At 59.9% G+C, this 12968-nt stretch carries 10 protein-coding genes; 7 read left to right on the top strand and 3 right to left on the bottom strand.

Features of this window, described 5'->3' with window-relative positions; genetic code table 11:
- Position 1: 1 nt before the first annotated feature.
- Positions 2-592 carry an amino acid synthesis family protein gene (locus ACOI8A_RS01555; protein ID WP_420649713.1) on the bottom strand — a complete coding sequence of 197 codons (591 nt, stop codon included), beginning with the start codon at positions 590-592 and terminating at the stop codon, positions 2-4.
- Between the two features lie 326 nt (positions 593-918).
- On the opposite strand from ACOI8A_RS01555, the gene ACOI8A_RS01550 reads away from it, so the two are divergent.
- A complete protein-coding gene (locus ACOI8A_RS01550) occupies positions 919-1962 on the top strand; it encodes a WD40/YVTN/BNR-like repeat-containing protein (RefSeq protein WP_420649714.1) in 1044 nt (347 codons plus the stop codon).
- Entirely contained in the window at positions 1959-4343 is a 2385-nt protein-coding gene (locus ACOI8A_RS01545) for an efflux RND transporter permease subunit (RefSeq protein ID WP_420649715.1), read from the top strand. Before ACOI8A_RS01550 ends, ACOI8A_RS01545 begins: the two co-directional genes overlap by 4 nt.
- Before the next feature lie 173 nt (positions 4344-4516).
- Here ACOI8A_RS01545 and ACOI8A_RS01540 read toward each other — a convergent pair whose 3' ends face one another.
- Together ACOI8A_RS01540 and ACOI8A_RS01535 are read right to left on the bottom strand one after the other, a co-directional pair.
- A complete protein-coding gene (locus ACOI8A_RS01540) occupies positions 4517-5236 on the bottom strand; it encodes a FadR/GntR family transcriptional regulator (protein WP_420649716.1) in 720 nt (239 codons plus the stop codon).
- A 201-nt stretch (positions 5237-5437) separates the two neighbouring features.
- A complete protein-coding gene (locus ACOI8A_RS01535) occupies positions 5438-7174 on the bottom strand; it encodes an IlvD/Edd family dehydratase (protein WP_420651249.1) in 1737 nt (578 codons plus the stop codon).
- Positions 7175-7368: 194 nt separating this feature from the next.
- On the opposite strand from ACOI8A_RS01535, the gene ACOI8A_RS01530 reads away from it, so the two are divergent.
- From ACOI8A_RS01530 to ACOI8A_RS01510, 5 genes are all read left to right on the top strand, one after another.
- Positions 7369-8691 (top strand): MFS transporter, encoded by a 1323-nt coding sequence (locus ACOI8A_RS01530; RefSeq protein WP_420649718.1) that lies wholly within the window; start codon positions 7369-7371, stop codon positions 8689-8691.
- A 58-nt stretch (positions 8692-8749) separates the two neighbouring features.
- Positions 8750-9742, top strand: a complete 993-nt coding sequence (gene araD1 / locus ACOI8A_RS01525; RefSeq protein ID WP_420649719.1) for an AraD1 family protein — start codon at positions 8750-8752, stop codon at positions 9740-9742.
- Between the two features lie 9 nt (positions 9743-9751).
- Positions 9752-11332: an aldehyde dehydrogenase (NADP(+)) gene (locus tag ACOI8A_RS01520; RefSeq protein WP_420649720.1), complete on the top strand. Its 1581-nt coding sequence runs from the start codon at positions 9752-9754 to the stop codon at positions 11330-11332.
- 154 nt (positions 11333-11486) lie between these two features.
- The gene (locus tag ACOI8A_RS01515; protein WP_420649721.1) at positions 11487-11780 is read left to right on the top strand and encodes a DUF5629 family protein; all 294 of its coding nucleotides are present in this window, start codon (positions 11487-11489) and stop codon (positions 11778-11780) included.
- Positions 11767-12942, top strand: coding sequence for a lactonase family protein (locus ACOI8A_RS01510; RefSeq protein ID WP_420649722.1), 1176 nt, complete (start codon positions 11767-11769; stop codon positions 12940-12942). Before ACOI8A_RS01515 ends, ACOI8A_RS01510 begins: the two co-directional genes overlap by 14 nt.
- Positions 12943-12968: the final 26 nt, after the last annotated feature.

Below are 12968 nucleotides of genomic sequence, written 5' to 3'. Positions count from 1 at the left end.
ATTACTGGGCTTTTTCGGCGGCCAGTTCTTCCAGATCGATGTAGCGATTGCCGATGCGCGGGTGCAGGCGACCACCGTCGGCGCAACCGAGCACCACGACGATTTCGTCGGCGCGCGGCGCGTCTTCGATCTGCATTTCCAACGTGATGTAGTGCGAGCGCAGGCCTTCGTCATCCTTGTGCATCATCGGGATCTGAATCGACGTGCCCGGGCCGCCGCGCTTGTTGGTGAAACTCAGGTAACTCTTGGCCTTGACCGCTTCGCGATAGTGGTTGCCGAAGCGCAGGGTGTGGATCACCGCCGAGGCGTGTTCGATCTCGCCATCCGCGCCGACCACCGCGGCTTTGCCGTACGCCTTAATCTTGTCGGCGCCACCGATGATCGCCACCAGACGCTCGACCATCATCGCGCCGAGGTCCGAGCAATTGGCGCGGATCTGCGGTTTGAGGTCTTCGACAAAGCCGTTACCCACCCAAGGGTTTTTCATCACCACGGCGAGGCCGACCATGGTCACCGGGGTGTCGGATGCCTTGCCGCCTTCAATAAAGGTCTGGTCGACGTAGCTGACGATCTTGCGGATTTCGAAACTCATGAGCTGCTCCGTAGGGATAAACAGTGTCTGTGCGTCTGATGGTATACCATAATACCTATCGTGCAAGTCCCTCAGCGCAAGAATCCCGCCATCAGTCGGACGAATGCCCGCGCATTCACCCGCAGCCATAAGCAGATTGGTTAACAAAAGATAACGTTGCGCCGATTGTCAGACGTTTCTAATGCCCGATAGGATGGGCCAGCTTCCGACGGCGCTCTGGATTGCGGGTTTCAGGTCTATGCTTGAGACCAGTCAGTTATCAGGGAACAGCCTTGCGGCGCCCTTTAAGGCCCGATGGCCTAACAATAATAAATAGGGGAAGGTCTATGAGTCGTTGCCGCCCGCCGGCGTTACGCAACACCGCGTTGCTGGCCACAGCACTCACTCTGCTGGGTTTTGCCTCGCTGTCGGCACCGGTGCTGGCTGCCGAAGCGCCGGCCGACGTGGTCTATTCCACCGAATCGGTCAAAGCCGCGAAAAGCCTGATGCTCGATGTGGTTCACGCAGGCAAGCGCCTGGTGGCGGTCGGGGATCGTGGGCACATTCTCTATTCCGATGATCAGGGCAAGACCTGGACTCAGGCCAAAGTGCCGAGCCGCCAGCTGCTCACGGCGGTATTTTTTGTCGACGACAAGCACGGCTGGGCCGTAGGACACGACGCGCAGATTCTCGCCAGCGAGGATGGCGGCCAGACCTGGAACAAACAATTCGAAGACCTCACACGCGAATCGCCGCTGCTCGACGTCTGGTTCAAGGACGTCAACAGCGGCTTTGCCGTTGGCGCTTACGGTGGGCTGATGGAAACCACCGACGGCGGCAAGAACTGGGCAGACGCCAGCGACCGCCTCGACAATGAAGACCAATTTCATCTCAACGCCATCGCGGCGGTGAAAGACGCCGGGCTGTTCATCGTCGGCGAGTCGGGCAGCATGTTCCGCTCCGCTGACTGGGGGCAGACCTGGGAAAAACTCGAAGGCCCGTACGAGGGCTCGTTGTTTGGTGTGATCGGCACTGCGCAACCCTCGACCCTGCTGGCCTACGGTCTGCGCGGCAATCTCTATCGCTCCACCGATTTCGGCAGCAGCTGGGAGCAGGTCGAACTCAAGGCTGCGCGCGGCGCGCTGGAGTTCGGTCTGTCCGGCGCCACGTTGCTTGAAGACGGTTCAATCGTGATCGTTGGCAACGGCGGTTCAGTGGTCAGCAGCAGCGACAACGGTGAGACGTTCAGCGTGTTCAACCGTCCGGACCGCATTTCGCTGTCCTCTGTCACCGCTGCCGGCAACGGCAACCTGATTCTGACCGGGCAGGGTGGCGTGCGCATCACTTCGCCGAACGGCGCCGAGATTAATAATAAGAAGGCGGGGCTATGACTTCCTTGAGTAATCATAATCAGGACAAGGCGACGTTTCTCGAACGCCTGATTTTCAATAACCGACCGGCAGTCATCGTCATCTGCCTGCTGGTGAGCATTTTCCTGTTCTGGCAGGCGACGCTGATCCGCCCGTCCACCAGTTTCGAAAAGATGATCCCGCTCAAGCATCCATTCATTGAAAAGATGATGGAACACCGCAACGACCTGGCGAACCTCGGTAACACCGTGCGTATTTCGGTGGAAGCCAAGGACGGTGACATCTTCTCCAAGGAGTACATGGAGACTCTGCGGCAGATCAACGACGAGGTGTTCTACATCTCCGGCGTTGACCGTTCTGGCCTCAAGTCGCTGTGGAGTCCGAGCGTACGCTGGACCGAAGTCACCGAGGAAGGTTTTGCCGGCGGCGAAGTGATTCCGCAGAGCTACAACGGCTCGCAGGACAGCCTCGATCTGCTGCGCAACAACGTCCTCAAGTCGGGCCAGGTCGGGCGGCTGGTGGCTAACGACTTCAAGTCGAGCATCGTCGACATCCCGCTGCTGGAGTCCTACCCGGACCCGCAGGATCAGGGCAAGTTGCTGGCGCTGGACTACCGCAAGTTCTCCCATGAACTGGAAGACAAGATTCGCGACAAGTTCGAAGCGCAGAACCCCAACGTCAAGATCCACATCGTCGGTTTTGCCAAGAAGGTCGGCGACCTGATCGATGGTCTGGTGATGGTGGTGATGTTCTTCGGCATCGCCTTCGTCATCACCCTGATCCTGCTGCTGTGGTTCACCAACTGCCTGCGCAGTACCGTCGCGGTGCTGAGTACCACGCTGGTGGCGGTGGTCTGGCAGTTGGGTCTGATGCACTTCTTCGGCTTCGGGCTCGATCCGTATTCGATGCTGGTACCGTTCCTGATCTTCGCCATCGGTATTTCCCACGGCGTGCAGAAGATCAACGGCATCGCGCTGCAATCCAGTGAGGCCGACAACGCCCTGACCGCTGCACGACGCACCTTCCGCCAGTTGTTCCTGCCGGGGATGATTGCGATTCTGGCCGATGCGGTCGGCTTCATCACGTTGCTGATCATCGATATCGGGGTGATTCGCGAGCTGGCCATCGGCGCTTCCATCGGCGTGGCGGTGATCGTGTTCACCAACCTGATCCTGCTGCCAGTGGCGATTTCCTATGTCGGCATCAGCAAACGCGCCATTGAGAAGAGCAAGAAAGACGCGCACCGCGAACATCCGTTCTGGCGCCTGCTGGCGAACTTCGCCAACCCGAAAGTCGCGAAGATTTCCGTGGTGCTGGCGCTGATCGCCTTCGGCGGCGGCCTCTGGTACAGCCAGAACCTGAAAATCGGCGACCTCGACCAGGGCGCGCCGGAACTGCGTCCGGACTCGCGCTACAACAAGGACAACAACTTCATCATCAGCAACTACTCGACCAGTTCCGACGTGCTGGTGGTGATGGTCAAGACCAAGTCCGAAGGCTGCTCGCGCTACGAAGCGATGGGGCCGATCGACGAACTGATGTGGAAGATGCAGAACACCGAGGGCGTGCAGTCAGCGATCTCGCTGGTGACCGTGTCCAAGCAGATGATCAAGGGCATGAACGAGGGCAACCTGAAATGGGAAACCCTGTCGCGCAACCCGGACGTGCTGAACAACTCCATCGCGCGTGCCGATGGCCTGTACAACAACAGTTGCTCGCTGGCACCGGTGCTGGTGTTCCTCAACGATCACAAGGCTGAAACCCTTGATCGTGCGGTGCATGCGGTGCAGGAGTTCGCCAAGGAAAACAACAAGGACGGCCTGGAGTTTATTCTCGCCGCCGGTAACGCCGGGATTGAAGCCGCCACCAACGAAGTGATCAAGGAATCCGAACTGACCATTCTGATCCTGGTGTACATCTGTGTGGCGACCATGTGCATGATCACCTTCCGTTCATGGGCGGCGACCTTGTGCATCGTCCTGCCGCTGGTGCTGACCTCGGTGCTGGGTAACGCGCTGATGGCGTTCATGGGCATCGGTGTAAAAGTTGCAACCCTGCCGGTGGTGGCGCTGGGTGTGGGGATTGGCGTGGATTACGGCATCTACATCTACAGCCGCCTGGAAAGTTTCCTGCGTGCCGGGCTGCCGTTGCAGGAAGCCTATTACCAGACGCTGAAGTCCACTGGTAAAGCAGTGCTGTTCACCGGCCTGTGCCTGGCCATCGGCGTGTGCACCTGGATCTTCTCGGCGATCAAGTTCCAGGCGGACATGGGCTTGATGCTGACCTTCATGCTGCTGTGGAACATGTTCGGTGCGCTGTGGCTGCTGCCGGCATTGGCGAACTTCCTGATCAAGCCGGAGAAGCTGGCGGGGCAGAAGGGTAATTCGTTGTTTGCGCATTGATTTGAGCTAGAAACAACAAAGCCGCAACCTTGAGGGTTGCGGCTTTTTTTGTGGATCAGGATCAAAAGATCGCAGCCTTCGGCAGCTCCTACATTGCCCGCGTACATCCGAAATTTTGTGGTGCACCCATACCCTGTAGGAGCTGCCGAAGGCTGCGATCTTTTGATGTTGCTTTAAGAAAGCTCGGTTCCAAGCACCACACTCAACGCACTCCGCGCATCATCCAACTGCACCAACGCCGCATGCCGTGCCCCCAACGCATCCCGATTCTCGATAGCCGTCAGAATCGCCTTATGCCGCGGCAGCGCCAGATCATGCAGATTCGGCCGCTGATTCGAATGCTTCAACGCCTCGGCAATCGCCACCGACAGCATGTTGCACAGATTTGCCAGCAAATCGTTGTGCGTGGCATCGGCAATACGGCTGTGGAAATCCAGGTCCGGTTGCAGCAAAGCTTCCGGCGTCGGCGCCGCTTCCATGCGTTGGTAAGCTTCGTCGATCAACGCGATATCGGCATCGGTCGCATGCTGGGCGGCGAGGGCGGCGGCGGCCGGTTCGATGATGCTGCGCACCGTGGTCAGCACGTTGAAGAACTCATTTTGCGGACTGCTTTGCATCAGCCAATGCAGTACGTCGGGGTCGAGCATGTGCCATTCGCGGCGCGGTTTGACCACGGTGCCGACGCGCGGCTTGGAGTACACCAGACCCTTGGCCACCAGCACTCGGGTAGCTTCACGCAACACCGGTCGGCTAACTGCGTACTCCTCGCAGAGCAAGGCTTCGGCGGGCAGTTTGTCGCAAGGCAAAAAGCGTCCGGAAACGATCTGCATGCCCAGTTCCTGGACGATGCGCGAGTGCATGCTTTTGCGGTCGGAGGGTTTGCGGTAATCCATGGGGAACGGCGCGATCCTGTGCGATGGAAGTGCCGCGCATCATAGCAGGCGTGGCGGGCAATCATCAGACCTGAAATCTGCGAATACCCTGTGGCGAGGGAGCTTGCTCCCGCTGGAGTGCGAAGCGCTCCCATTTATACGTCTGCTTCGCAGCCGAACGGGGGCAAGCCCCCTCGCCACAGGTTTTGTGGTGTTGTTTTATCAGTGCGAGTGTCGCGGCACTTCAGCCCCTCGGCAGCCGACCAGGAAATCAAAGTCGCAACCCTGATCCGCCTGCAGCACGTGCTCGATGTACAGCTGACGATAACCGCCCACCAACAATTGCTGCGGTGGTTGCAGATCAGCCATGCGCGCCGCCAGTTCGGCATCCGGAATATCCAGATGCAAGCGTCCATTGGCGCAGTCCAGCTCGATCCAGTCGCCTTCTTTCACCGTCGCCAAAGGCCCGCCGGCCGCTGCTTCCGGGGCAACGTGCAGCACAACAGTGCCGTACGCAGTGCCGCTCATCCGCGCATCGGAAATACGCACCATGTCAGTCACGCCCTGCGCCAGCAGTTTCGCTGGCAGCCCCATGTTGCCGACTTCAGCCATGCCCGGATAACCCTTCGGCCCGCAGTTTTTCATCACCAGAATCGAGTTGGCATCGACATCCAGCTCCGGATCGTTGATCCGCGCCTTGTACATGTCGAAGTTCTCGAACACCACTGCACGACCGCGATGTTGCATCAGCTCAGCACTCGCAGCGGACGGCTTGAGCACTGCACCCAGCGGCGCCAGGTTACCGCGCAACACGAAAATCCCGCCGTCGGCACGAATCGGATTGTCGATAGTGCGGATCACTTCGTCTTCGCCATAGATCGGCGCGTCCTTGGTGTTCTCGCCGATGGACTTGCCGTTGACCGTCAACGCGTCCGGATTGGGAATCAGATTGGCTTCACCGAGGCGACGCAGCACCGCCGGCAGTCCACCGGCGTAGTAGAACTCTTCCATCAGGAAACGCCCGGACGGTTGCAGATCGACGATGGTCGGCATGCCACGACCGATGCGCGTCCAGTCATCCAGATCGAGCTCGACGCCGATGCGCCCGGCAATGGCTTTCAAGTGGATCACGGCGTTGGTCGAACCACCAATTGCAGCGTTGACCCGAATCGCGTTTTCGAAGGCTTCCTTGGTCAGGATCTTCGACAGTTTCAAATCTTCACGCACCATCTCGACGGCACGCATGCCGGACATGTGCGCCAGCACATAACGTCGGGCATCGACAGCCGGAATCGCCGCGTTGTGCGGCAGGGAAGTGCCGAGGGCTTCGGCCATGCAGGCCATGGTCGAGGCGGTGCCCATGGTGTTGCAGGTACCCGCCGAGCGCGACATGCCGCCCTCGGCTGCGAGGAAATCGTCGATGGTGATGGTGCCGGCCTTGACCTGTTCGCTGAGCTGCCAGACCACGGTGCCCGACCCAATGTCCTTGCCCTTGTGCTTGCCGTTAAGCATCGGCCCGCCGGTAACGACGATCGCCGGCACGTCGCAACTGGCCGCGCCCATCAGCAGTGCCGGAGTCGTCTTGTCGCAACCGGTGAGCAGCACTACGCCGTCAATCGGGTTGCCGCGAATCGCTTCCTCGACGTCCATGCTCGCCAGATTGCGGGTGAGCATGGCGGTGGGGCGCAGGTTGGATTCGCCGTTGGAGAACACCGGGAATTCCACCGGGAAACCACCGGCCTCGATCACGCCGCGTTTGACGTGCTCGGCGATCTGCCGGAAATGCGCGTTGCACGGCGTCAGCTCCGACCAGGTGTTGCAGATGCCGATGATCGGTTTGCCGTGAAATTGATGGTCGGCGATGCCCTGATTCTTCATCCAGCTGCGGTACATGAAGCCGTTTTTGTCGGCCGTGCCAAACCATTGGGCGGAGCGCAGGGTGGGTTTCTTATCAGACATGATCGATTCTCTTATTGTAATACTATTGTTTGCGAGCTTCGGCCTAACATAAGCTAAAAATCGACGGTTTGGAAGTGTTGTTGGGTAATTAGTATTACTATATAGTCGTTTTCGACGGAGGGATTGGCCCTGGTGGTTTTCCGCGAGAGGCGTCCCCCGAGGTTCTATAACAACAACAATCGGAGACCGATCTCATGAGCCAGGAACTGCGGCTTATCCGGCGTATCACGCTGAAACTGATTCCCTTCCTGATCCTGCTGTACCTGATCGCCTATGTGGATCGCTCCGCCGTCGGCTTCGCCAAACTGCACATGGGCGCTGACATCGGCATCGGTGATGCGGCATACGGCCTCGGTGCCGGTCTGTTCTTTATTGGTTACTTTCTGCTGGAAATCCCCAGCAACCTGATGCTCGAACGCTTCGGCGCGCGGCGCTGGTTCGCACGAATCATGATCACCTGGGGCGCGATCACCATCGGCATGGCCTTCGTCCAGGGGCCGCACAGTTTCTACGTGATGCGCTTTCTGCTCGGCGCGGCGGAGGCGGGGTTCTTTCCCGGCGTTCTGTACTACATCACCCAATGGTTCCCGGTGCGCCATCGCGGCAAAATCCTCGGGCTGTTCATCCTTTCCCAACCCATCGCGATGATGATCACCGGCCCGGTCTCCGGCGGCTTGCTAGGCATGGACGGCATCCTCGGTCTGCATGGCTGGCAGTGGCTGTTCATCGTCATCGGCACTCCGGCGATCCTGCTGACCTGGCCGGTGCTGCGCTGGCTGCCGGACGGCCCGCAACAAGTCAAATGGATGGATCAAGCCGAGAAGGACTGGCTCAGCGGCGAGCTGAAAAAGGATCTGCAGGAGTACGGCCAGACTCGTCACGGCAACCCGTTGCATGCGCTGAAAGACAAACGCGTGTTGTTGCTGGCGTTGTTCTATCTGCCGGTGACCCTGAGCATTTACGGTCTCGGCCTGTGGCTACCAACGTTGATCAAACAGTTCGGCGGCACTGACCTGGTGACCGGTTTCGTGTCTTCGGTGCCGTACATTTTCGGCATCATCGGTTTGCTGATCATCCCGCGCAGTTCCGACCGATTGAATGATCGCTACGGCCATCTCGCGGTGCTTTACGTGTTGGGCGCGATTGGTCTGTTTCTGAGTGCCTGGCTGTCATTGCCGGTAGCGCAACTGGCGGCGCTGTGTCTGGTGGCGTTCGCACTGTTTTCCTGCACGGCGGTGTTCTGGACCTTGCCGGGGCGGTTCTTTGCCGGGGCCAGTGCAGCGGCCGGGATCGCTTTGATCAACTCGGTGGGCAACCTCGGTGGCTACATCGGCCCGTTCGTGATTGGTGCGTTGAAGGAGTACACCGGCAACCTTGCTTCGGGCTTGTATTTCTTGTCGGGGGTGATGGTGTTCGGGTTGATTTTGACGGGTGTGGTTTATCACTTGCTGGAGCGCAAACACGTGCTGCCAGTCGAGCAATTTGCCGCCAGTGCCAGAGGCGCAACCCGCACCTGATCCCTGGCTCCCACAGGGTTTTGCAGTGTTTTGAAGGCTTGTTTACAGGAGAAAATCCATGCATCTGGTTCAATTCGAATTGAGTAACCGCGAGCGCCGGGTCGGTGTGGTCGAGAACGGTGTGGTGCGCGAAGTGCAGAATGCGCGCAGCGTGCGTGATCTGGCGCTGTCCGCCATCGAAGCCGGCAGCAGCCTTGAGCAGCAAGTCAAAATCCACGGCCTGGGCATCAGCCACGACTACGCTGAGCTGCTGCAAGACCTGCGCATCCTGCCGCCGCTGGATCACCCGGACCCGGCGCACACGCTGGTCAGCGGCACCGGTCTGACGCACCTCGGCAGCGCTTCGGCCCGCGACAAGATGCACCAGCAGGCTGGCGATGAGGCAGCCATGACCGACACCATGAAAATCTTCAAATGGGGCGTGGAGGGCGGTAAACCGGCAACGGGGCAGGCCGGCGTGCAGCCGGAGTGGTTTTACAAAGGCGACGGCAGCATCGTTGTGCGTCCCGGTCAGCCATTCCCTTTGCCACCGTTTGCCGAAGACGCCGGCGAGGAGCCGGAGATGGCCGGTCTTTACATCATCGGCCACGACGGCAAGCCGTATCGCCTCGGTTTCGCGGTGGGTAACGAGTTCTCCGACCACATCATGGAGCGCAAGAATTACCTGTACCTGGCGCACTCGAAATTGCGCAGTTGCAGTTATGGCCCGGAACTTCGCACCGGCGAATTGCCTCAACATCTGGCAGGCACCAGCCGCATCCTGCGCGACGGCGAAGTGCTGTGGCAGAACGAGTTCCTCAGTGGCGAGGCGAACATGTGCCACAGCTTGGCGAACCTCGAATACCACCACTTCAAATACAGTCAGTTCCTGCGTCCCGGCGACGTGCACATTCACTTCTTCGGCACCGCGACCCTGTCGTTCGCCGATGGCATTCGTACTCAGCCCGGCGACGTGTTCGAGATCAGCCAGGCCGAATTCGGCGCGCCGCTGATCAACGGCATCGTTCCGGTTGACGCGGTTTTTCAACCGGACAGCATCGGCACCCTTTAAGGAGATCCCATGACTCAGATTCTCGGTTACAACTACATTGGCGGTGAGCGCAGCGCGGGCGGCAACGTCAAATTGCACAGTGTTGACGCCAGCACGGGCGAGCAACTGCCGCACGATTTCATTCAAGCCTCCGCTGAAGAAGTCGACGCCGCCGCCAAAGCCGCCGCTGCTGCTTACCCGGCCTATCGCAGCCTGAGTGCCGAACGCCGCGCGCAGTTCCTCGATGCAATCGCCGATGAGCTGGATGCGCTGGGTGATGATTTCGTCGCCGTGGTTTGCCGCGAAACTGCGTTGCCGGCCGGACGCATTCAAGGCGAGCGCGGTCGCACCAGCGGCCAGATGCGCCTGTTCGCCAAAGTCCTGCGTCGCGGGGATTTCTACGGTGCGCGGATCGATCTGCCATTGCCGGATCGTCAACCGTTGCCACGTCCGGATCTGCGCCAGTACCGCATCGGCCTCGGCCCGGTCGCCGTGTTTGGCGCGAGCAACTTTCCATTGGCGTTTTCCACTGCCGGAGGCGATACCGCTTCGGCGCTGGCCGCCGGTTGCCCGGTGGTATTCAAAGCGCACAGCGGCCACATGGCCACCGCCGAACTCGTCGCCGATGCGCTGATCCGTGCGGCGGAAAAAACCGGCATGCCGGCCGGCGTGTTCAACATGATCTACGGCGGTGGGGTTGGCGAATGGCTGGTCAAGCATCCGGCGATTCAGGCCGTGGGCTTCACCGGTTCGCTCAAGGGCGGTCGGGCGCTGTGCGACATGGCCGCAGCACGCCCGCAACCGATTCCGGTGTTTGCCGAGATGTCGAGCATCAACCCGGTGATCGTGCTGCCGCAAGCGTTGGCTGCACGCTCGGAAACGGTGGCTCGCGACCTCACCGCATCGGTGGTGCAGGGGTGCGGTCAGTTCTGCACCAATCCGGGTCTGGTGATCGGTATTCGCTCGCCGCAGTTCACGGCGTTTGTGCAGCAAGTCGCTGGGTTGATCGGCGATCAACCGGCGCAAACCATGCTCAATGCCGGCACGCTCGGCAGTTATGGCAACGGACTGCAAAAACTCTTGGCTCATTCAGGGATCGAGCATCTGGCCGGCAATCCGCAGCAAGGCAATCAGGCCCAGCCTCAATTTTTCAAGGCTGACGCAAGCCTGCTGATCAATGGCGATGAAGTGCTGCAGGAAGAAGTGTTCGGCCCGACCACAGTGATCGTCGAAGTGGCGGATCAGGCGCAACTCAGCGCTGCGTTGAACGGCCTGCACGGGCAACTGACGGCGACCATCATTGGCGAGCCGGCGGACTTCGAACAGTTCGCTGAACTGACGCCGCTGCTGGAACAGAAGGTCGGGCGGATTTTGCTCAATGGTTATCCGACTGGTGTCGAGGTGTGCGATTCGATGGTGCACGGCGGGCCGTATCCGGCGACGTCCGATGCGCGTGGCACTTCGGTGGGTACGTTGGCGATTGACCGCTTCCTGCGCCCGGTGTGCTTCCAGAACTATCCGGACAGCCTGCTGCCGGAAGCACTGAAAAACGCCAACCCGCTGCGCATTCAACGCCTGGTGGACGGAAAGCCATCGCGCGACGCGATCTAAACCACAACCAATCCCCTGTAGGAGCTGCGGCACGCTGCGATCTTTTGATCTTAAAAAACAAAGTCAAAAGATCGCAGCGTGCCGCAGCTCCTACAAGGGGATCGGCGTGCTTTGGGCTATCATTGCCCCTTTCCCCCTAGAAAGACTGTTTGCCATGACTGCCCAAACCCTTCTCGACGTCCTCGAACACTGCGACATGGTTGAAATCGATGGCTTGCATGCCTTCGAATTCTCCCTCGATGAAGACGACAACCTGCACATCGAATGCATTGACGGTCGAGCGGCCAAGCACTGGGAATTCACCCCGGCGCAGGTCAGTGCCGCCACGTTCGACACGGATTTGCAGAGCTGGCTGATTGTCGGCGATTCCGGCGAGCACCGTCTGGTGTGCTCGGAAGCGTTCGGCGGCAGCAACGACGACGAGGAACAACCGAATGAAGATGCGTAACTTCTGGCCATTGCTGATGGCCGGCAGTGTCGGCGCGATGGGGCTGTCCACGGCCTCGGCCGAGAGCTTCCAGTTGCTGGTCGGTTCGTACACCGCCGGCAGCAGCCAAGGCATTTACCGGATGAATTTCGACAGCGCCACCGGCCAGATCGACGCCAAGCCGCTGCAAGTAGTCGAAAGCGAAAACCCGTCGTGGCTGACGATCTCCAAAGATCAGCGTCACCTGTTCGTGGTCAACGAAAACGGCCCGGGCCAGAAAGATCCGGTCGGCCGCGTCAGCAGCTATGCCATCGATTCCAAGACCCATGCGCTGAGCCTGATCAGTCAGGTGCAGAGCCTGGGCAACGAGCCAACTCATTCGAGCCTCAGCGGCGATGCCAGCCACTTGTTCGTTAGCAACTACTCGGTGGTCGAAGATCCGGGCGGCACCCTCGCGGTATTGCCGGTTGGGACTGACGGCAAGCTGAAGCCGGTGGTGCAGATGAGCGCCCACCCGGCCAGTCGCGTCAATCCTGAACGTCAGGCGTCGAACCACGTACATTCCACGGTTTCTTCGCCCGACGGCCGCTACGTGTTCTCCAATGATCTGGGCGCGGACAAGGTGTTCATCTACCAGTTCGACCCGAAGGCCAATCCAGAGCTGCCGCTGACTCCGGCGAAAGCTGCTTCGGTGCAACTGCCACCGGGCAGCGGGCCGCGTCATCTGCTGTTCAGCGCCGACGGCAAACATGCCTGGCTGAGCATGGAAATGAGCGCGCAGGTCGCCGTGTTTGATTACCAGGACGGCGTGCTGACCCAGACGCAAATGATCGACCTGGCAGCCGGCCAGCCGACTTCGGACAAAGCTGCCGCGGCGCTGCATGCGTCTGCTGACGGCAAATTCCTCTATGTCAGCAACCGTGGCACCGCCAATCAGTTGCTGGTGTTCGCCATCGACCCGGCGACCGGCCAGCTCAAAGAACTGCAGCGACGCTCGGTGGAAGGTGATCACCCGCGCGAGTTCAGCCTCGATCCGAGCGGCAAGTTCTTGCTGATTGCCAACCAGAAAAGCAACGCAATCATCGTGGTCGAGCGCGACGCCAAGAGCGGTCTGCTCGGCAAAACCGTGCAGAAGCTGCCGATGGACGCGCCGAGCGACCTGAAGTTTCTAGTGCGTCAATAAGCCGCAGGCCCCGGATCGCGGGGCCT

The sequence above is a fragment of the Pseudomonas sp. P4795 genome (genome assembly GCF_048822895.1).
Taxonomy (GTDB): Bacteria; Pseudomonadota; Gammaproteobacteria; order Pseudomonadales; family Pseudomonadaceae; genus Aquipseudomonas.
This window is presented reverse-complemented; position numbering and strand designations above follow the sequence as displayed.

What these genes read in the sequence shown, in the direction of transcription:
- ACOI8A_RS01550 (WP_420649714.1), top strand. Translation starts at nt 919, where the DNA reads ATGAGTCGTTGCCGCCCGCCGGCGTTACGCAACACCGCGTTGCTGGCC.
- ACOI8A_RS01535 (WP_420651249.1), bottom strand. Translation starts at nt 7,174, where the DNA reads ATGTCTGATAAGAAACCCACCCTGCGCTCCGCCCAATGGTTTGGCACG.
- ACOI8A_RS01515 (WP_420649721.1), top strand. Translation starts at nt 11,487, where the DNA reads ATGACTGCCCAAACCCTTCTCGACGTCCTCGAACACTGCGACATGGTT.
- ACOI8A_RS01530 (WP_420649718.1), top strand. Translation starts at nt 7,369, where the DNA reads ATGAGCCAGGAACTGCGGCTTATCCGGCGTATCACGCTGAAACTGATT.
- ACOI8A_RS01545 (WP_420649715.1), top strand. Translation starts at nt 1,959, where the DNA reads ATGACTTCCTTGAGTAATCATAATCAGGACAAGGCGACGTTTCTCGAA.
- ACOI8A_RS01510 (WP_420649722.1), top strand. Translation starts at nt 11,767, where the DNA reads ATGAAGATGCGTAACTTCTGGCCATTGCTGATGGCCGGCAGTGTCGGC.
- ACOI8A_RS01520 (WP_420649720.1), top strand. Translation starts at nt 9,752, where the DNA reads ATGACTCAGATTCTCGGTTACAACTACATTGGCGGTGAGCGCAGCGCG.
- ACOI8A_RS01555 (WP_420649713.1), bottom strand. Translation starts at nt 592, where the DNA reads ATGAGTTTCGAAATCCGCAAGATCGTCAGCTACGTCGACCAGACCTTT.
- araD1 (WP_420649719.1), top strand. Translation starts at nt 8,750, where the DNA reads ATGCATCTGGTTCAATTCGAATTGAGTAACCGCGAGCGCCGGGTCGGT.
- ACOI8A_RS01540 (WP_420649716.1), bottom strand. Translation starts at nt 5,236, where the DNA reads ATGGATTACCGCAAACCCTCCGACCGCAAAAGCATGCACTCGCGCATC.